Below are 19,853 nucleotides of genomic sequence, written 5' to 3'. Positions count from 1 at the left end.
GATGTACTGGGCACGCTCGGTGCCCTGTTCCTGAATCAGCGCATCCAGGGACTCCAGCCACTCGGCGGTCTCTTCCGGATCACGATCAGGCAGCTGGTTTGTCAACCCGCTGAGGATATGGGAGGTATCTTCTCCTGCAGCCACGTCCACCTCACTCTTCATCATTGAATGGCGGCCAGTAATTTTCATTATGTGAAAAAACTTTCTTGCATTTCGAGATTATCTAGGCGGCAACCCGGGCGTCAAGGCGGCCGGACAGTCACAATCGGGTGCCACGGACAACGCGGAGTCGGATGCCGCCCATTCGGGGGTCCGGGATGGGCCGTACCTGACCCCGCGTTGCTTTTGTCAGGCCGAGGCGAGCAGCCTGCCCCAGCGCGGGGAGAGCAGCGGGGCGCCGGCCATCTTGAGGCAGTGCCACAGGGTCACGGCCACCGAGTCGAGCACGGGAACGCCCATGGCCGCCTCGATTTCCTCCGCGATGTTGGCCCCGTAGAGGTTGGTGCACAGGTACACCAGCGCGTCCGGGTTCAATGCCGCCAGTTCCAGCGATCCGGGCCGCATTTCGGCGTCGGAGACCCGGGCGAAGGACTCGTTGTCGCTCAGGCCGAGGAAGCGGTGGTCAAGGGTCTTGATCCCGTCCCGTTCGTAGGACGCCACGATCCGTTCGTTGACGTCCTCCGTGTACGGGGTGAACAGCCCGACCCGCTCGGTGCCGAAGGACCGGAAGGCCTCCATGTAGGCCAGGGTGGACGTGGTGGCCGGAATGCCCGTCGCGTCCTGGATGCCCCGGACGAGCTCGCGGTCGTGGCCGGCGCCGAGCCAGGAGCCCGAGGTGCCGTTCCACGCGATGACGTCGACGTCGGCGGTCGCCAGGATCTCGGCGGCGGCCCGCATCACCGAAGCGTCGAACTGCTTGTCGGAGGAATCATCCAGGGCGATCCGCGTGACCTGGATCCGGGCGAAGTGGATGGTCACGTCGGTGCGGTCGCCGAGGATCCGGTAGCTTTGCGGCTCCAGGCAGGTGTTGGAGGACGGCACGATCATGCCGATGCGGGTGGGGCGGGTTGCGGAAGGCATGGGTGCTCCTAGAGTGCAGCGGGGTAGACAGAAGCCGTGACGGCAGCGGGCGCCGCGGCAGCGGGCGCGGTGGCCGCGGCGGCGGCCTGGTGTTCGCGGAAACCGTTGCGGGCCACGAAGCGGCCCGTGGGGCCTGGATCATGGAAGCCGTCGGCGTCCAGCACTATGCGTCCGGCGGACACGACGACGGCGGGCCAGCCGGTGAGTGTCCGGCCATCGAACGGCGAGAAGTCAGTCCCCATGTGCAGGGCGCCGCCGTCCACGGTGCGTTCCTGGGCGGGATCAAAAACGACGATGTCGGCGTCGAACCCCGCCGCGATGGTTCCCTTGCCCGGCAGGGCGTTGATCCGGGCCGGCCCCGCGGCGAAGACTTCCACGAAGTCTTCCACCCGGGCGCCGCCGTCGGCGTCCATGATGGCGGTGAAGGTGACCGGCATGCGCGTTTCCACTCCCGGCAGGCCGTGCGGCATGGCACGGATGTCATCGGACCGTTCGCGCTTTTGCGCGAGGTCGTAGCAGGAGTGGTCCGAGGCCACGGTGTGGATGGCGCCCGCGGCAAGCCGGTCCCGCAGCGCCGCGACGGTCTCGGGGCTGCGCATCGGCGGGCAGCAGGCGTACCACTCGGGGAAGGACGTGCCGTAGACGGTGTCGTCCAGGGTGAGGTAGTGCGGGCACGTCTCAGAGAAGGCGTCCCGTCCCTGGCTGCGGGCCTCGGTGACAAGGTCCACGGCACCCGGCGTGGACTGGTGCACGAAGTAGACGGGCGCGTTGGTGTATTCGGCCATCGCCAAGGTCTCCTTGACCGAGATCTCCTCCGCGAGTTCGGGCCGGGTGCGGTGCAGGTGTTCGATGCCGATCCGGCCGTCGTCCGCATGCTGCCGGGTGCAGTCGGCAATGATGGGATCGTGTTCGGCGTGGATATAGGTGAGGCCGTCCAGCCGGACCATCTCGCGCATGACCTTCAGGATGGTGTCCCCGTCGGCCATGGTGCTGCCCCGGTTGGTGGTGTACATCTTGACGGACCGGACACCTTCGGCGGCGAGCTGTTCGAGCTGCCAGGGCACGGTTTCGTCCCACTGGACCACCGAGCCGTGCAGGGCGACGTCGCAGCGGGACTCGCGTGCCAGTTCCTTCTTGTGCAGGACCGCGGCCAGCGGGGTCTCGCGGGCGTCGCGGGGGATGCCGAAGTCAATGATCGTGGTGGTGCCGCCCCAGAGCGCGGCGGTGGAGGTGGTCCGGTAATCATCCAGGGTCCGGAACCGCCCGGTCACCTGGGCGACGTGGCAGTGGCCGTCCACGCCGCCGGGAATCACCAGCTGGCCGGTGGCGTCGATGGTCCTGGCGGCGGCCGGAACGGGCTCGGCAGCGTCCACGAGCTGGACGATCTTCCCGCCGTGAACCACGACGTGGGCCTCCTGGCGGCCGAAACTGTTGACCACGGTGCCGTTGGCAATGACAAGGTCTGGGGTGTGGGACATCGTTGTCCTCCTTCGGGGAAAAGTTACTTAGTGGGTGGGCGTGGTCGCCAGCGCGGCCTGCTGCGCCGTCGTGAGGGCGGCGTCGAGGGTTGTCGATAGGCCCTTGCGGGCCTTCACCGGCGGGGGTGCGAAGGCGCCGGACCGGTGCGGCCCTGACTTGAGGCTGACCACGGACTGGGCCATCTGGATGCCCGCGGAAATGCCGTCCACCACGGGGACGGGGATCTGGCCGGCAAGCTCGCGGGCCAGTCCGGCGAGCGGCGCGCCGGCGAGGATCACGACGTCGGCGCCGTCCTCGGTGACCGCCTGGCGGCTGAGTGCCAGCAGGGTCTCCTTGAAGTCCTCCTGGACGGAACCGATCCCGTTGAGGGCCTCGTTGATCGAGCGGATCGAGGCCAGCCGGCCGCCGAGGCCGAACCGTTCCACGCAGTCCTGGTACCAGGGCCGGATCCGGTCGGAGATGGCGATGATGGAGAACCGGTGGCCCTGCAGGGCGGCGGCGCACAGGGCCGCCTCGGTGATCCCGATGACCGGAACATCGGCCAGTTCCTTCAGCGCGGGCATGCCGGGGTCCCCGAAGGCGGCGACGACGACGCCGTCGATGCCGCCGCCCGACGTGCCGCCGCCGGACGCGCTGCCGGTGTACTCGGCGATGATCTCGGCGACAGCGCCGGCGGCGATCAGCGCTTCAAAGCGGGTTTCGATGTATTCGACGCCGTGGCCGGCGGTTCGGACCACCAGTTCGGTTCCGGGCGAGGCGGAACGCCGGGCTTCGGATTCGATCAGCGCGGTGACGTCGCTGCTGATGTTGGGGTTGATGACAAGGAGTTTCATTTCTTCTTCCGATGAAGGTCGGGTTCCGTCCGGCGGAAATTCTCCGGAAACTGTTCCCGGTATTTGTCGATGTGCGACGCCGACTGGGTGGCCGCCCGGTCCGGGTTCCCGCTGGCGATCGCGGCGTAGAGGGCGCGGTGTTCCTCGATGAGTTCGGGGAGGTCGCTCACATGCCGGAACAGCCAGTGCATCCGGCCCTGGAGGGGTTCGAGCGCGGATTTGAGGAATCCGTTGTCCGCGATCCGGGTGATGGCATCGTGGAATTCGCTGTTGGCCCGGTGGGCGTCCATGATGGCGCCTTTAGCAAGGGACGCCTCGGCCGCGTCCAGCAGGGCTTTGAGGTTGCTGAGGTCTTCCGGGGTGGCGCGGGCCGCGGCCAGCCTGCAGGCCAGCACTTCGAGCGACTGGCGGACGTCGAAGAGATCCTCGACGTCCTTGGCGCTGAGCGAGCTGACTTCGGCTCCGCGCGCGCCGCGGTCGCTGACCAGGCCTTCCTGGCGCAGCATGCGCAGGGCTTCGCGGACCGGGAGGCGGGAGACATTGAATTCGGCGGCGAGGTCGCGTTCCACCAGCCTGGTGCCGGGAACGTAGTGCCCTTCGAAGATCCTGGTGCGGAGGGTGTCCCGGACGGCCTCGCGGAGGGGGCGTTCCTTGTCCTGGGTTTCGTCTGCGGTAGGCATGGTGCTCCATTTCGGGTTCTTGTGGCACTGCGTTCCCGGCTCCGGGAACAGGTGTTGCGTGGCCTAGCTTAGACAGGGAGCCGCTTGTTGTAGTCCAGCGTCAGCACGGAGGCTCCCATGATGATCGCCGATCCCACGAAGTACAGCAGCGCCCAGGTGTACGAGCCGGTGGCGCCGACGATCAGTCCGACGGCGATCGGGGTGACGAAGCCGGAGATGTTGCCGCTGAAGTTCATGGCGCCGCCCAGGACGCCCGCGTTGGTCCGGCCGCCCAGGATGGAGGGGATGCTCCAGAACAGGCCAACCCAGCGCAGGAAGAACATGACGATGGCGAGCAGGACCACCGCCGTCGTCGGGTCCGCCACGACGGTGACGCCGACGAGGCCGCCGATCACGACGACGCTGGAGGTGCCCAGGAGGGTGCGCATGACGCGGTTGGCCGAGGCGCCGGCGGCCCGCCACTTGTCGGCGATGGTGCCGCCGAGGATTTCGCCGACGAACCCGGCGCCGAAGATGACGAACGTGGACCAGCCGATGGTCTTCAGGTCAAAGCCCTTGGCCTGGGCCAGGTAGAGCGGGCCCCAGGTCAGCAGGCCGTAGAAGACCCCGTTGAAGCCCAGCCAGCCGAAGCACATGGCCCAGAAGGAGCGGAATTTCAGGTAGGGGAGCAGGGCGCGCTTGCCCTTGCTGCCGTCGAGCTCGGCTTCGGCGTCCTCGGCGGCGTGGGAGGCCTCGATGTACTCGGCCTCGGCGTCGTTGACTCCGCGGTGCTGGCGGGGGTTGTCCCGGACGTACCACCAGACGGCGAGGCCCATGAGGACCGTCGCGGCGCCGGCGATGATGAAGGCGGTCCGCCAGCTGCCCGTCGAGGCGATCAGGCCGGCGATGAGGATGCCGCCCAGCCCGGCGCCCAGCGGGGCCCCGGCGTCAAGGATGGTGGCGCCGCGGCCGCGCTCGGATTTGTGCATCCAGATGGCGTTCAGCTTTCCGCCGGCCGGCATGACCCCGGCCTCGGTGACGCCGATGCCCAGGCGGGCGATGAACATGGTGAGGAAGCCCCCGGCCAGGCCGGAGGCCGCCGTCGCGGCGCCCCAGCCGACGCAGGACGCGGTCATCACCTTGCGCGGACCGAACTTGTCGATCAGCCAGCCGACCGGGATCTGCATGAGGGCGTAGGTCCAGAAGAAGGCCGAGAGCAGGAGGCCCACGAGCTCCGGGGCCATGTTGAATTCCTTCTGGATGATGGGCAGGGCGACCGAGATGGAGCCCCGGTCGATGTAGTTCACGGAGACGAGGACCAGCAGGAGCAGGAACATTTTCCAGCGGACCCTGGTGCGCCGTTGCACGCCGTCCTTGGAGCCTGCGCGGGTGGGTTGTCCTGCGGTTTCGGTACTTGCGACGTCGGTGCTGGGGGTTTCGGTATTGGCGGTTTCGGTATTTGGAAGAGACACAACTTCTCCTTGATAGAGAGGAAAAATGCCGGCGAGTGATGCGGGAGGGTTTGTTTCGTGGGCCAGGGTGCTGGCCTGAGGTGCTGGCGTTGGGTGCTGGCGTGGGGGGCTGGCGTGGGGGCGTCCCGTGTGCGGGCTGCCGAGTGTTGATAGAGGGGGCTGATATCAGCGCTGACATCAGTCCGCCGATCAGGTGCGGATCAAGTGCGGATCAGGTTCAGATCAGGTGCGGATCAGGTGCGGAAGCCGGGGCCCGGCAAGCTTGCTGTTTTGGGATCCCGTTTTGGGATCCCAAAATTGAGAATAGAAGTGACGTGGAGCACTGTCAAGGGGCGTGGGCCGGCGGGCCCCGTTCACGGGAAAAATGTCGATTGTGACTGGCCTGGGTCCCATGGCGCAGAGCGCATGCGCTATCAGATCGGGCTGCCCTGAAGCCTTCAGGGCAGCCCGATCTGACAGAGCAACGTGGGGTCCGGCGGCGGCGCGGGGCCTAGCTGCCTCGGTAGGTGGAGTAAGCGAAGGGGCTCAGCAGGAGCGGCACGTGGTAGTGCGGCTGCGACTCGGACACCGCGAAGGTCAGCGTGACTTCGGGGAAAAAGGTCTCGGTCCCGGCGGCGGCGTAATAGGTTCCGGTGTCGAAGCCCAGCCGGTATGTTCCGGAGCCCAGGTGTTCGGGGCCGAGGGCCTTGACGCGCCCGTCGTCATCCGTGGCGCCGGCCGCGATCCTTTCCCAGCGTTCGCCGTGGAGCTTGTCCAGGGTGACGGCGACGCCGGCGGCGGGCTTGCCGGAGCCGGTGTCCAGGACGTGCGTAGTGACATGGGATATGGCTGAGGGATTGCTGGCGGGGGGATTGCTGGCGGGGGTGCTCATGCGCCGATCAGTCCTTCGATTCGGAGTACCGCGATTTCGCGCAGCTGCTGGCCGATCACCACTTGTTCCTCTTCGGGGGTGTGGGCGAGCCGGGCGTTGAGGGCAGCCAGGATCTCCTCCCGGCTGCGGCCGGCCGCGCGGATCAAGAACACCTGGCCGAATTTTTCCTCGTAGCTCCGGTTCCCCGCGGCGATGGCCGCCGCGACGGCGGGATCCGGGATGCCCAGGCCGGCCTGCTCCGACTGGGAGAGCCGGGCCTCCGTGCTGTTGCCCGCGGCGCGTTCGCCGATGCGGGGATGGTGGGCAAGGGCTGCCTCCACCTCGGCGTCGGTGAACGGTTCCGCCGCGCGGCCGGCGGCCCCGAGCAGGTTTTCGGTGCAGTCGAAGGGCCGGGAATCGACGATCTCTTCGATCCACCGCCCAATGTCCAGGCAGGGACGCAGGGCCGCGGCGGCCTCCTCGCGTCCGGCAGCGTTAAAGTCTTCCAACAGCATGTGCCAGATCCTTTGTGTCAATGCTGGCATCCACGGCGTAGGCTATACGAACGAGTTTTTCAGACTGTATCCGTATCGTGGAACTGTTATTTCAGCATATGCAAAAAATTGAACCGTACCCTGTGGCGGGTGTCAACCGGAAGACGGGGCCCGGGTGGGCGCCGGCTAGCTCCGGAGGAACCGCAGCAGCACCTCGTTGACCTCCGCGGCGTGCGTCCAGAGCAGGCCGTGCGGGGCGCCGTCGATCTCCACGTATTCCGCGCTCGGCAGCGCCTCGGCGAACCGGCGGCCCGCGACGTCGATCGGCAGGATGTTGTCCGCCGTGCCGTGCACGATCAGGGCCGGGACATCGATTTTGGGGATGTCGGCGCGGAAGTCCGTCAGCCAGGTGGGCTGCGCTGCCACCGATGCCGTGGGCCCGGACGTTGTGGCGAGGTTCCATCCGGCATGCATCACTTCCTGGCTCAGCCGAGGGGTGCCGAGGAAGGTCTCACTGTTGTAGAAGTTCTTGAAGAATTCCGTGAAGAAGGCGTACCGGTCTGCCGTCACGGCTTCCAGGAGCCCGTCGAACACCGACTGCGGGACGCCGCCGGGGTTGTCCTCGGCCTGCAGGAGGTAGGGCTCCAGCGAGGCCAGGAATGCGGCTTTGGCGACCCGGGCGGAGCCGTAGGTTCCGAGGTACCTGCCCACCTCGCCGGTGCCCATTGAGAAGCCCACCAGCACGACGTCGTTCAGGTCCAGGTCGTTCAGGAGCGTGTTCAGGTCCGCAGCGAAGGTGTCGTAGTCGTAGCCCCCGGTGGGCTTGCTGGACTGCCCGAAGCCGCGGCGGTCGTAGGTGATGACCCGGTAGCCGGCGCCGAGGAGGGCCGTGGTCTGCTTTTCCCAGGACGAGCCGTCCAGCGGGTAGCCATGGATAAGGACCACGGCCTGGCCGGATCCGTGGTCCTCGTAGTAGAGCTCGACATCTGTGCTGTCTTCGGTTCCAACCTTGATGTAAGCCATGCCAGCGGTCCTCCCGGTGCGGTGCCGTGCGAAACAGTGCCGTGCGAAGCCCTGCGAAACAATACGGTGCAGGGTGCAGTCAGTACGTGTGCCCCACTCTAGCGGCCGTGACCCCCGCTGCCAGTGTCTGCTCACCATCCGGAATGGGGAACTCCTCCGCCAGGGCGGGCCACTGCGGCCGGGACGGGCGGGTGCCAGCCGATGTCAGCGGCCCCCGGCTTCCCTAGCCTCGCTTGCGAAGCTGGACAGGAGGCCGGACTCGAGCGGAATATGCGCGGCACGTTCGTCGAGCACAGCCAGGGCCCTTGCCGAGCGCTTTGGAAACGGGGAACAGGCCAGCCGAAGCCAGGCGCCGCCGGAATAAGCATGGAACCGGTCCGGGCTGACGTGCAGCTCTTCCGCGGCGGCCAGGATCCGCGTGTGGGCAGCCAGATACCGGTCCGGCGAAATGCAGGGTATGCGGGCACTCAGTTCCAAATGAACGTCCAGGTTGGCCAGATCCAGTGCGGCCTCGGCCTGGGCGGTATCGTCGAAATCCAGCAGGCCCAGCGGCGAGGGGCCGCCGGCGGCGAGGATTTGCTTGTCGTGGAGGTCCCCGTGCGCCCAGACCAGAGGATCCGGCGCGGTCCGGAGCAGGTTCCGGATCACGTCGTCGGCCCGTGCGCTCAGGGTGGCGCGTTGGGATGCGGCTTCCGGGATGTCGTTGTAGTGCCGCAGCCAGCGGTTCACCCAGCGCCGCAGATCCGCGACCTCCACCTCCGGGGAATGGGCGGGCAACGCGGCCAGGGCTGCGTGCCCGGCGGAGCTACCCACTTGGGCGGTCCAAGCGTGCTGCCATCTCTCCCACAGTCGGTCGAACTCTTCATCGCTGAGACCCGCGGTGTCGTCGCCCAAATCCCCCAGGGGCTGGCCGGGAACGGCGCTGAAGACGATGACGTCCGGAGAGTTCCGCAGAACTTTGGGTGCGGTGAAGGTCTCGGGGTCCAGGAGAAGTTTGGTTTGTGCGCAGCGTTCGGCGGGCACAATCGCACCGCCGGGCGGGAAGACCTTGATGTAGCCAGCATCGGTCCGGACGACGGCGCGCATGTGCGGCCGGTAGGACACCAGTTCCCCGCGCCGGGCCTCGGCCCGCAGGGACGGAAGCCCGGGATCGTCCGCGGGCAACAGCTCGAACACTCCGCCGCGTAGCACGCCTCCCCGGACGCCGGCCTGCCCCGGCGCAACGACCTCCAGGATGTAGTCGCCGACCGTGCTGTCCGGCCACACCCGGTGGATCTTCCAGGTTTGCCCGGAAGAGTCGACGGCCGACCGTGGGACCGGCGAGTGCCAGCTCATGCGATCAACTCCGGGGCTCGGCGGATATGCCAGTCCGGCGGCCGCTGCGCCTGCAACCATTGTCCCTGCGGGGCCATGCTCATTTCGGCACCTTGAACAGTTCGCCCGGTTCTGCCATCTGCTGCCGGTGGACCCAGCCGGCAAAGCGGGAGTCCGGATCGACCAGCAATGACTGCGGCGCCCCATCTTCGAGGATCTCGCCGTCTTCGAGCCAGATCACCCGGTCGCACGATTGGGCCGAGTTGACGTCGTGGGTAATGGTGATGGAGGTCCGGCCCTCGGTGAGTGTGTCCAGGGCGTCCAGGACCGAATCCCGGGAGGCCGGATCAAGACCGGCCGTCGCCTCGTCCAGGATCACGATGGGGGCCTTGCGGAGCATGGCGCGGGCGACGGCCAGCCGTTGACGCTGTCCGCCAGAGAGATCGTTGGCCGCCTCGCCGAGGACAGTTTCGTAGCCCTCGGGCAGTGCGCGGATGAAACCGTCGGCCTGGGCAAGGACTGCCACGGCTTCGATCTCCTCATCGGTGGCGTCGAGGCGGCCGAACCTGATGTTTTCCCGGACCGAAGTTCCGAACAGCACGGAGTCCTGGAGCAGGATTGAGACATGGGAACGCACGGAAGCGATGGTCAGGCCCCGCAGGTCCTCCCCTCCGAGGCTGACACTCCCCTCCCACGGGTCCACCATCCGAAGGATCATGCTTGCCAGCGTGGACTTCCCTGCCCCGGAGGGCCCCAAAACGGCGCAGTGCTGACCCGCCGGTATGGTCAGGGTGATTCCCTTGAGCACCGAAGCCCCGTCGAAGTGGCCGGCCCAGACGTTGTCGAACACGACGTCCGGGTGGGGGCTCTTGAGCGCGACGGCGTTCGGTGACTCGGGAACGTCACTCTGGGCGTCGAGCAGGTCGGCCACCCTTTCCCCGGAGGCCGTCGCGCGGGCGATGCGGCTGGTGTACCTGGCCACATCCTTGAGCGGCCTCATCCCGGTTTTCAGGTAAAACAGGAAAACGGTCAGATCTCCGGGGGTCATCGCATGTTGCATCACCCTCCATCCGCCGGCAGCCAGGACCACCCCCGTCGCGATTCCGGTCAGGACGTCGGTTTTCCGCTGCAGGCTGGCGGACAGCCTCAGCGTGGCCACCCCCGAGCCAGACGCTGCCTGGTTGCTCTTGCCGAAGCCCGAGCTGAGGGTGTCTTCGAGTCCATACGCCTGGACTTCGCGCATTGCTCCCAGGGTTTGTGCGGCTGTGGTGGCCAGGGCACTTTCGCCCTTGCGTGATTTGCGGGCCGCGGTGGTAATCGATCCCGAGCTCTTACGGGAAAACAAAATGAATATCCCGATGGACAGGAACGTCACCAGAGCGATAAAAGGATCGAGCCAGAGCATGATGATCATCATTGCGATCAGCGACACGATGTTGCCGATGAGAGGGAGCCCTGCTGTGACTGCCACGTCCTGCAGCCGGGATACGTCCGCTACGAGCCGCTGGACCGTGTCGCCGGTGGAGGCGTGGCTGTGGTGGCGCATCGACAGGCTCTGGAGGTGGCGGAAGGTCCGGGCGCGTAGTTCGGAGGAAATGCGGGTACCCACGAGGGCAAACGAGATCGCGGAAAAGTAACTTGCCACGGCCCGGATCAGGCTGATGACAACTATTGCGCCGGCGCAGAGAAGCAGCACCTCGGAGCTTGCCTCCACGCTGAGCGGGGACCTGCGCAGATTGGCGCCGAGTGAGTGTGAGACGGAGTCGAGGACGATCTTCACGGGCCACGGTTCAAGAAGCCGGAAGAGGATTTCCACGGCCATGGCAATGAATCCCCAGGTGATGAGCAGCCTGTGCCCGCGCAGATGCGGGCGGATGCAGCGCAAGGTCCGCTGCATCGGAGTGGGTTCGGAGGACGCGTTGGTGCCGGTCCTTCGCCACAGTGTTCGCCAGCTACGGGGGTATGAATGCCTGGCAGCGGTGGTCATTGCCTGGCCAGTCTGCGTGCAGGCGGCAGGGCCTCGGTGATCCGGGACAGCACACCGCTCCAGCTGAATCTCTGCACAGCGTCGCTGCGGGCCTCGAGCCCGAGCCTCTCCCGGAGGTTCGGGTCTTCGCCGAGCCGGATGAGGGCATTCGCGAGTGCGGCCGGCTCCCCGGGCGGCACGAGGATTCCGGTGCGGCCGTCCTGGATGATGGATGGGATCTGGCCCACGGCGCTCGCGATCACGGGCAGCGCGGCCGCCATGTACTCAAAGACCTTCAGCGGCGAGAAGTAATCGTCCTCGCCGGGGGCGTCCGGGGGATAGGGGGCGGCGGCGGCGTCGAATTCTGCCAGGAGTCCGGGCACGGCAGCCGGCGAAACGGCGCCGGTGAACACCGTTGGCACGCCGAGAGACTCGGCGAGGCGTTCGAGATCCTTCCGTCCGGGGCCGTCACCAACCACCTGGACCTGCCAGCGCAGGCCCGGGTCAAGCGTCTGTTGGTTGGCCAGGGCCACACCGTGCAGCAGGCCGGGGACACCATGCCAGGGCTTCAGCGTTCCGACAAACCCGACCGTGAGGTGATCCGGATTCCGGCGCCCGGGCCGGCGGGCCGAAATCCGGTCGACGTTCACGCCGTTCGCTGCCAGCACGGTTCTGGCGGTCGGCACCCGCGCCCGCACCCAGTGCACCACGGGATCCGAGACGCAGGCCACGACGTCGGCCGTTGCCGCGTTGCGGCGGAAAACCGTCTCAGCCTTCTTCACATCAAGCAACTGACGGTACCGCTGCTGCTCCTCGATGAGTGGGGCGTTGACTTCGAGTACTGACGGCACGTCCAGGATGCGCGCCACCACGGACAGCGCCGGACTGAACAGCGAATAGCGCTCGTAGAACAGCCCGCAGCCGTTGCGCAGGACCTCGTCCGCCAGGCCCAAGGCGGCGTCCTGTACGGCCCGTTCCCGGGCGGGGCCCGGGACGGATTCCGGCCTGACTTCGACGACGTCGAGATCGGCAAGATCGCTGGGCCGCTCCGTGCCGATCTGGGTGCAGTAGACCGTGACGGCGGCGCCGGTCCCGCGCCACGCCCGGACGATTTCCTGGACGTGCACCGAGGAACCCTTGGTGCCGAAAACAGGCACGCCGGGGTCGGCGCAGAGGTATGCCACGCGTGTCATGCGACTCTCCTTTCCGAACGGGAGAGGGACCTCAGGATCTCGGCCTGGCGGTGGACGTCGTAGTCCTCCTCGATCAGGGCGCGGGCATTGCGGGACATGGCAACCCTGTCCGTGGCGGGGGAGCTGAGCGTGCGGATGCCGCGGGCCAGGACGTGCGGGTTGCCCGGCCGGACCAGGACTCCGGTGGAGCCGTTCCGGACCACCTCGGGGATCCCAGTGACGGATGTGCTGACGCAGGGGACGCCGGTTGCCATGGCCTCGAGCAGGACCGTGGGCATGCCGTCCGCGTTGCCGTCGGCGCCGATCACACAGGGCGCCACGAAGATATCGGTGGAGTGGAGCAGCTCGTGGACCTGGTCCTGGGTCTGGGGGCCGAGGAGGCGGACGTGCTCGCGGAGCCGGAGCTGATCGATGCTGGCCTCCAGCTCCTCGGCCATGGGCCCCGTCCCGGCGATCCGGAGGTCCATTTTGACCCCCTGGTCCAGCAGTTCCGCGGCCGCGGGCAGCAGATGCTGGAAGCCTTTCTTCTCCACCAGGCGGCCGATGGCGGCGATCCGCAGGGTGGTTCCTAGCGGGTGGGGCTCCCGGTAAGGGAAGCGCTCCAGCTCCAGCCCGTTGCGCACCAGATGGAGCCGGGACGTCGAGCCCGGGAAGCGACGGCGCAAGTAGCGCATGTTGTACTGGCTGATGGTCACGGCGTGGTGGGCCTGCTCCAGCTTGAGCCGCAGATCCTCGTCCTGGACTGATTCATGGAAGATATCCACGGCGTGGGCCGTAAACGAGAAGGGGATGCCGGTAATAAAGGAAGCCAGCCGGGCAACCGTCGTGGCGCCCGAGGCGAAGTGGACGTGCATGTGCCGGATGTTCCGGCCCTGCAAGGCGGTGGCCAGGTTGATGGCCTGGACTGCTTCGTCCGCCGTCGCCGCGGCGAGTTTGGCGAAGTTCAGGCCAAGGGCGGCCGTGAGCCCCGCCTCCTCGGCCAACTGGAGGGCCTCCCACAGGGCTATCGTCTTGATGGGGCGGTCAATGTAGGTCACCGGTGCCTGGACCCGGGCGAGCTCGGGGTGGAACCGTGAGTCGTTGGTGGGCAGGAGCGAGAAGATCTCGATCCGGTCCCCCGCCGCTTCGCGGGCCAGGATTTCCGCAACGATGAACGTTTCGGAGAATCGCGGATACATTTTGAGGACGTAGGCGGTCCCCGGTTCAGACGGCGACACGGCTCGCACCGCCCTTCGCGCGCCTTGTGGCGATGCTTTCGTCCGGCTGGAACTCATCGGCCCCAAACTGATCGGACGTGGCAACTTCGGTGCCGAACTGGTCGGAGTCGGCCAGCGGCCTCAGCAGTTCTGCGGCCAGTTGAGGAACGCGGATCAGGCCGTCCAGCACCGCACGACGGCGGTCCACGGTGGTGCCGATCCGGGCGGCCAGCCAGTCGGCCAGGATCTCCGGCGTGAGCGTGCCGATCTCGTGCTGCTCCAAGTACCCTGCCGCGGCCAGGGACGCGGCCCGGATCCGTTGCTCGGCGCGCGACTGCGTGCGGGGCACGATCAGCGCGGGAACCGCGGTGCTCATGATCTCGCACACCGTGTTGTAGCCGCCCATGGCGACGACGGCGCTGGCGTGCCGGATGTGGAACACGAGGTCATCCACGGCTGCCACCACCTTGACGCCGGGGCGGGCCTGCTTCCGGAGGTCGTTGAGCTGCTCGGCGGGCATCTGAGGTCCGGCGACCACCAGGTGTCCCAGCCCGTCAGGGACCGGCGCGGCGACGGCGACACTGGCCAGGGCGTAACCGTCCGAGCCTCCGCCGACCGTTGTCATGTAGTACTGCCCGGGCATGCAGCTGGTGCCAGAGGCCGCGGGGCGGCCCTCGGCGAGGTAGCCGGTGTATCGGATGAGCTTCCGGAGGGTGAACGGTATTTCGCCGGCGGCGACGGGATCGTGGACGGCGGGATCGCCGTAGACCCAGATGGCATCGAACAGGTCCTTGACCACCCGGGGTCCGCCTACCCTGGCCCATTCGGCGAGGGCCGCGGCGGGCGCGTCAAGGACCTCGCGGAGGCCGAGCACCACGCGGACCGGCCCGGCCGTGCGTGCGCGCCGTAATGCCGTTTCGAGTTCGCCGTGGACGCCGGTGGCGTGACGGTCCACCACCACCAAGTGGGGGGAGAAACCCGCCAGCGTTGCCTGCAGCAGCCTGGCCCGCAGCGGCACGAGCTCCTGCATGGGCAGCGTCAGGTTCCTGGGCAGGTAGCCCGAGGAACCCTTCGCCACGCCGGGCAGCAGGACCCAGTCCCACCCCTCGGGCAGCAGGAACGCCGGGGCCAGGGCTGTGCCGGTAATGAGGATTCCGGTTACTGGGCGGCCGATAAGCCCGGGCAGCTGATTGGTCAGTGCGTGGGCCAGCGCCAGATTCCGACGCACATGTCCCAGGCCCACTGAATCATGTGAGTACAGCACGATCCGCATTGGCTCCACAGCAAATCCTCCCGCCCCCGATGCACGGGACACAGCGGTGATCGCAACTGATTCTGATCACAAATGGGTCCGGTGCCGGCGCTGTCTGATGATATTCATCAGCCTGCGCCCCAAGAGTGAGGATGGGATGAGGGGAAGATTAAGGATTCCTCATCAAAGGGCCGGACTTTGCGGCCGTGCGCTTATCAGCCGCCAGATTAGCGAACCAGAACAGCCGCGGCTCAGTCAGACGCGGACGTTGGCGGCCTGCAGGGGGATCTTGATCAGGAAGGTGGAGCCGTGGCCGTATTCGGATTCCACGGTGGCCACGCCGCCGTGCGCCTGGGCGATTGCCGCGACGATTGCAAGGCCCAGTCCCGAACCTTCCTCGCCGCGGCCCGTGTGCGCCCGGCCGAACCGTTCGAAGATCCGTTGCTGGTCCTCCGCGGCGATTCCGCTGCCGTCATCGCGTACCCACAGCACCAGGGTGTCCTGTTGTGGGCGCGAGGCCCCGTCGTTTGCCGCTGGGCTCTCAATCCGGGAACCCAGCGCGATCGTGGAGGAAAGCCCGGTGTATTTGACGGCGTTCGCGGCGAGCTGGACCAGGGCCTGTGTGAGGCGCTGCGGATCCGCCTCCACCACGTAGTCGGCCTTTTCATCGATCTGCCAGTTGCGCTCGGCCAGGACGTGCACCTTTTCCATGACCTGGTCCATGAATTCCGGGATCCGGACGGATTCACGCCGGATGAAGCCGGGATCGCCGGAGTTGGCGAGCAGCAGGAGGTCGTCCACCAGGCGCTGCATGCGGTCCACCTCGTCCAGCAGCACGTCGCGCGTGGCAATGACGTCGTCCGGGTCATCCACCGTCACGAGCTCGAGGTGCCCACGGAGGATGGTCAGCGGGGTCCGCAGCTCATGGCCGGCGTCGTCCAGGAACTGCTGCTGCTGCTGGGCGCCTTCATCCAGCCTTTCGAGCATGGTGTTGAAGGTCTTGGCGAGCAGTGTGACGTCGTCCTCGCCCTTGCGGACTTCCACCCGTTGCGTGAGGTCTTCCGGGCCCACCGCCCTGGAGGCCTCGCGCATACGGCGGAGCGGATCGAGCAGGCGGCCGGCAACGATCCCGCCGATCACAGCGGCCGCCATGAGCATGGCGAGGGCCACCAGCGAGTACGTCCGGACCGAGTCGGCGTTATGCTCGCGCTGGTCGCCGGCGTCCCGGCCAACCAGGAAGAAGGTCCCGGTGGCGCCCTTCATGGGCACCACCACAGTCCTCAGCGGGCGGCCGTCCGCGTTCAGCTCTCCGAAGGAGGCGCCCATTGGACTCCTGAGCTGGACGGCGTCGGCGAACATGGTGTTGTTCAGAAGGGCGTGGTCCCCGTTGCCCTCAACGGTCCACGCCACGCGCCCGTCCACGATTCCGGCCATGACCTCGTTGCTGCGGGGCTCGATATCTTCCGCGGCCTCGCGAAGCGCGCTGATGTACGTCCTGTTCGCATAGTCCCCGGACGTCTGCTTTTTGGTCTGGACAAGCCTGACCACGGCGTTGGCTTTGTCCAGGATCGCCTGGTCAACCCTGGCATCAGAATCCTGGAACTGGACCACGAACGTGACCAGCCCGGCGGTGACCAGCCCGGCGAGCATCATGCCCAACATGGCGGCCACCACCCGGAAACGCACCGAGTGGATCTTTGCGCCCCAGCCGGACGGGTCCTGGGTTTCCGGCGCAGCGGACCCAGCGGGCGGCGCGGCCTGGCCGCTCCCGCCTGGATGTTCGTCCGACGTGGTCACTGCGCTCCTTTCCTGAGACATCCCTGTCCCTTCACGTACCGCGAAGACCTGCTTAGCTCAGGCGGTACCCGGCGCCGCGGGTGGTGAGGATGCGCTCGGCGCCGATCTTTCTCCGCAACTGGCGCACGTACACGTCCACCACATTGGAAGTGCCGTCGAAGTCGTAGCCCCATACGTGGCTGAGCAGTTGCTGCCGGCTCAGGACCTGGCCGGGATGGAGCAGGAACATTTCCACCAGGGAGAATTCGCGGGAGGAGAGCTCCACCATCCTGCCGTCGACGCTGACGGTGCGCGTGAGCAGGTTCAGCTCCAGGGGCCCGTAGCGCATCACGTTTGTCGACGGTGGATCGCCGGAGTCCCCCTTGCGGATCCGGGCACGGATGCGGGCCACCAGTTCCTCGAAGTGGAACGGCTTGACGATGTAGTCGTCGGCGCCGCCCTCCAGCGCCGCGACGGTGTCCGTGGAGGATCCGCGAGCCGTGAGGAAGATGACCGGGATGCCCACCTGGCCGCGGCGCAGTGCCGCCAGGACGGCATAGCCGTCCAGCCGGGGAAGCCCGATATCCAGGAGCAGGAGATCGAATTCGCCGCTGGACGCGTAGTCCACGGCCGTGACGCCGTCGGCGACCACGGTGGGCGCGTAGCCGGCGGCGCGCAGTCCCTTTTCGATGAAGCGGGAGATGCGTTCTTCGTCTTCTGCGATGAGGATGCGGATCAAGGTGACTCCCTGGAAAAGCCCGGATCCGGAAAGTCCCTGTAGGCCGCGCGGTCGCGCGGACATCATGCGCGGGATCCTGGCTTGCCCCAATACTGCGGCATCTCCTGCGCACGAGCCGGGAGGAATTCCGAGGCCCCAGCAGCCTCGATCAGCCCGGAGTGCGGGCGGGGTCCGGGCCCCTGGTATGGGGCCCGCTGTCTTTTTGGCGCGTGCTTCGGTCAGGGCGGCGCGGCGGGCCGTGCGGGACCGGAGGTCCCTGCTTCGGCGGGACGACAGGTACGAGATTCAGAAGGAATGAACATCTGGGTGCTCCTCCAGAGGACGGCCCAACGGTGGGGGCTCCATCGGGCAGCTGCGGCTGAGACTATTCCCGCTTCTTTCATCCTGCCCCTGTAATGGAGCGTGCGCCACCTTTGATTGGTGGAAATTCAGTCTGTTAACAGCTCCCGCACAGCTGCACGGCGCCATGTCACGCCGCTGCAGCACTGCTAACTGAACACCTCTACTAACTGAACACCGCTACTGCCGGAACAGGGCGCCGGTGACCTGGTGCGTCAGATCGTGGATGAGGTCGAGGCGGGCCGCACTGTCGGCGTCGTCCGGTCCCCACGTGTAGATGACCACCGCGTAGGAGCGGTCCCCGGCGCTGAGCAGGGCGGCGTCGTGGACGTAGCCCTGCACTACGCCGTACTTGTGGTGGACGGTGATGCCGGGGTCCACGGCCGCCGGGATGAGGTCCTCGTCATTGGTGTGCTGCATGTAGCCGAGCAGTTCCGCGGTGTGGCCGGCGTTGAGCAGCTTGCCGGTGGCGAGCTGCTGGAGCAGCCGGGCCATGTCCGGCGGGGCCAGGAGGTTCTGCTCGGGATCGTAGGTGATGCCGAGGGTGGCGGCGTAGGCGGTGAGGTTGGGGTAGCCGATGTCTTTCATCAGCAGCAGCCAGGAGTCGTCGCTGCTGGTGTTGATCATGGCCTTGAGCTGGAACGCGGCGTTGAACGAGCCCATCGGGGCGTCGAGGGACTTATCGCCGGTTTCCACCAGGTGGTAGTAGGCGGCCGCGGTCAGGACCTTCGCTGTGCTTGCCGCCGTGTACAGTGCCACGTCGCCGTAGCTCTGCAGCTGGCCGTCGTGGGTATCCACCACGGCGACGCCGATCCTGTGGTCGGGGTGTTCACCGATGATCCGCTGGATCTCGGCGGGGAGGTCGACGGCGGGCGCCGGGGCCGCCGTCGCCGTGGGGGACGGGTTCGGCGCCTGCCTGCCGGCGGCGGTCAGGAGACTGCCGGCCAGGAAACCGCCGCCAGAGAAAGTATTGCCCGGCGGGGCGGTGCGGAAGACGCCGAGGACCACGACGGCGGCCAGCACCAGCGCGGTGACGGCCCACACCAGCACCAGGTTCCTGCGGTGCGTCGGAGCGGCCGGCCTGGGCACCGGATTCGTCATGTGCGTGGCCTTCCGGGCTCGGCAGGGGGTGGTGCCTCTGACGTTAGGCCCGGCCGGGGGTGAAGTCCACGGAGCGCGCGGGGGAGCGCCGAAGTTGGCCAAAAATCCCGCTCGCCGGTCTACTACGCTGGCACTCATGACCCGGAAAATTACTGTCAGCCTGCCGGACGCCGCGTTGCGTGAATACCTTCAGCCGCACCCGGACGTCACCATCCTGGAATGGGACCTCGCCGGTGAGCCGCCCGTGCCGCGGATCGACATCGTGGTGCCGCCCTACATGGGCGGCCCGCAGGTCCTGCAAGGCCTGGAGGCGGTGGACACGGCCCTGGTGCAGAGCCAGTCGATCGGGTACGACGGCGTGGCGGAGTTCCTGCCGTCCGGCCGGATCTTCGCCAACGCGGCCGGCGTGCACGAGACCTCCACCGCGGAGCTGGCGCTCGCGCTGATCCTCGCCAGCCAGCGCGAGCTGCCCCGCCTGGTCCAGAGCCAGCAGGAGGGCCGGTGGGACGCCAGGCCAACCGCCAGCCTGGCCGACCGGCGGGTCCTGATCGTCGGCTACGGCGGGGTGGGCAAGGCGATCGAGGACCGGCTCCTTGCCTTCGAGACGTCCGTGACCCGGGTGGCCAGCAAGGCGAGAACGGACGACCGGGGTCCCATCCACGGCATCGAGGAACTCCACGCGCTGTTGCCGGAGCACGACATCGTGGTGGTGGGGGTCCCGCTCAGCGACTCCACCCGGCGCCTGATCGACGACGCGTTCCTCTCGGCCATGCCGGACGGCGCCCTGGTGGTGAATGTGGCCCGCGGACCGGTGGCGGACACGGACGCCCTGGTCCGGCACACCGGCTCCGGACGGATCCGCGCCGCGCTGGATGTCACCGATCCCGAGCCCCTGCCGCAGGACCACCCGTTGTGGCGGACACCGGGCGTCATCATCAGCCCGCACGTGGGCGGGGCGAGCTCGGCGATGCGCCCCCGGATGGGCCGGCTGCTGCAGCGCCAGATCGGGCTCATGCTGGCCGGCGAACCGCCCGCGAACGTGGTGCTGGGCGGCTGATCGGGACAGGCAGGACGGCCGAGCCGTTGA

The 19,853-nt window shown here is 67.4% G+C and carries 18 protein-coding genes; 1 reads left to right on the top strand and 17 read right to left on the bottom strand.

Annotated features, from left to right (window positions below; translation table 11 throughout):
• From AC1DDO_RS20215 to AC1DDO_RS20135, 17 genes are all read right to left on the bottom strand, one after another.
• Nucleotides 1-189, bottom strand: a 189-nt coding sequence (locus AC1DDO_RS20215; protein WP_476972605.1) for a hypothetical protein, incomplete at its 3' end; no start/stop codon positions are given.
• A 159-nt stretch (nucleotides 190-348) separates the two neighbouring features.
• Complete coding sequence (locus tag AC1DDO_RS20210; RefSeq protein WP_476972604.1) at nucleotides 349-1,080, bottom strand: maleate cis-trans isomerase family protein; 732 nt, start codon at nucleotides 1,078-1,080, stop codon at nucleotides 349-351.
• A gap of 8 nt (nucleotides 1,081-1,088) precedes the next feature.
• A complete protein-coding gene (locus AC1DDO_RS20205) occupies nucleotides 1,089-2,558 on the bottom strand; it encodes an amidohydrolase family protein (RefSeq protein WP_476972603.1) in 1,470 nt (489 codons plus the stop codon).
• A 27-nt stretch (nucleotides 2,559-2,585) separates the two neighbouring features.
• Complete coding sequence (locus AC1DDO_RS20200) at nucleotides 2,586-3,392, bottom strand: aspartate/glutamate racemase family protein (RefSeq protein WP_476972602.1); 807 nt, start codon at nucleotides 3,390-3,392, stop codon at nucleotides 2,586-2,588.
• Entirely contained in the window at nucleotides 3,389-4,072 is a 684-nt protein-coding gene (locus AC1DDO_RS20195; RefSeq protein WP_476972601.1) for a GntR family transcriptional regulator, read from the bottom strand. The genes AC1DDO_RS20200 and AC1DDO_RS20195 overlap by 4 nt, the downstream gene beginning before the upstream one ends.
• A 68-nt stretch (nucleotides 4,073-4,140) precedes the next feature.
• Nucleotides 4,141-5,523 (bottom strand): MFS transporter, encoded by a 1,383-nt coding sequence (locus AC1DDO_RS20190; protein ID WP_476868708.1) that lies wholly within the window; start codon nucleotides 5,521-5,523, stop codon nucleotides 4,141-4,143.
• Between the two features lie 490 nt (nucleotides 5,524-6,013).
• The gene (uraH, locus tag AC1DDO_RS20185; RefSeq protein ID WP_476972600.1) at nucleotides 6,014-6,394 is read right to left on the bottom strand and encodes a hydroxyisourate hydrolase; all 381 of its coding nucleotides are present in this window, start codon (nucleotides 6,392-6,394) and stop codon (nucleotides 6,014-6,016) included.
• Nucleotides 6,391-6,888 (bottom strand): 2-oxo-4-hydroxy-4-carboxy-5-ureidoimidazoline decarboxylase, encoded by a 498-nt coding sequence (gene uraD, locus AC1DDO_RS20180; protein ID WP_476972599.1) that lies wholly within the window; start codon nucleotides 6,886-6,888, stop codon nucleotides 6,391-6,393. The genes uraH and uraD overlap by 4 nt, the downstream gene beginning before the upstream one ends.
• A gap of 165 nt (nucleotides 6,889-7,053) precedes the next feature.
• Entirely contained in the window at nucleotides 7,054-7,890 is an 837-nt protein-coding gene (locus AC1DDO_RS20175) for an alpha/beta fold hydrolase (RefSeq protein ID WP_476972598.1), read from the bottom strand.
• Nucleotides 7,891-8,094: 204 nt separating this feature from the next.
• Complete coding sequence (locus AC1DDO_RS20170) at nucleotides 8,095-9,225, bottom strand: phosphotransferase (RefSeq protein WP_476972597.1); 1,131 nt, start codon at nucleotides 9,223-9,225, stop codon at nucleotides 8,095-8,097.
• A 79-nt stretch (nucleotides 9,226-9,304) separates the two neighbouring features.
• The gene (locus tag AC1DDO_RS20165; RefSeq protein WP_476972596.1) at nucleotides 9,305-11,101 is read right to left on the bottom strand and encodes an ABC transporter ATP-binding protein; all 1,797 of its coding nucleotides are present in this window, start codon (nucleotides 11,099-11,101) and stop codon (nucleotides 9,305-9,307) included.
• Between the two features lie 86 nt (nucleotides 11,102-11,187).
• Nucleotides 11,188-12,363, bottom strand: coding sequence for a glycosyltransferase family 4 protein (locus tag AC1DDO_RS20160; protein WP_476868702.1), 1,176 nt, complete (start codon nucleotides 12,361-12,363; stop codon nucleotides 11,188-11,190).
• Nucleotides 12,360-13,580: a glycosyltransferase gene (locus AC1DDO_RS20155; RefSeq protein ID WP_476868701.1), complete on the bottom strand. Its 1,221-nt coding sequence runs from the start codon at nucleotides 13,578-13,580 to the stop codon at nucleotides 12,360-12,362. Before AC1DDO_RS20155 ends, AC1DDO_RS20160 begins: the two co-directional genes overlap by 4 nt.
• Nucleotides 13,567-14,832 carry a glycosyltransferase family protein gene (locus tag AC1DDO_RS20150; RefSeq protein ID WP_476868713.1) on the bottom strand — a complete coding sequence of 422 codons (1,266 nt, stop codon included), beginning with the start codon at nucleotides 14,830-14,832 and terminating at the stop codon, nucleotides 13,567-13,569. The genes AC1DDO_RS20155 and AC1DDO_RS20150 overlap by 14 nt, the downstream gene beginning before the upstream one ends.
• Before the next feature lie 234 nt (nucleotides 14,833-15,066).
• Nucleotides 15,067-16,608, bottom strand: coding sequence for a sensor histidine kinase (locus tag AC1DDO_RS20145; protein WP_476868700.1), 1,542 nt, complete (start codon nucleotides 16,606-16,608; stop codon nucleotides 15,067-15,069).
• 52 nt (nucleotides 16,609-16,660) lie between these two features.
• Nucleotides 16,661-17,326, bottom strand: a complete 666-nt coding sequence (locus AC1DDO_RS20140; RefSeq protein ID WP_476868699.1) for a response regulator transcription factor — start codon at nucleotides 17,324-17,326, stop codon at nucleotides 16,661-16,663.
• A gap of 519 nt (nucleotides 17,327-17,845) precedes the next feature.
• Complete coding sequence (locus AC1DDO_RS20135) at nucleotides 17,846-18,766, bottom strand: serine hydrolase (RefSeq protein WP_476868698.1); 921 nt, start codon at nucleotides 18,764-18,766, stop codon at nucleotides 17,846-17,848.
• 136 nt (nucleotides 18,767-18,902) lie between these two features.
• Between AC1DDO_RS20135 and AC1DDO_RS20130 the strand changes: the two genes are divergently transcribed.
• Nucleotides 18,903-19,823, top strand: a complete 921-nt coding sequence (locus AC1DDO_RS20130; RefSeq protein ID WP_476868697.1) for a 2-hydroxyacid dehydrogenase — start codon at nucleotides 18,903-18,905, stop codon at nucleotides 19,821-19,823.
• Nucleotides 19,824-19,853 lie beyond the last annotated feature (30 nt).

The sequence above is a fragment of the Arthrobacter sp. 10N43 genome (assembly GCF_056394525.1).
Note: the sequence above shows the minus strand (reverse complement) of the source record. Positions and strands in the feature narration are given on the sequence as shown.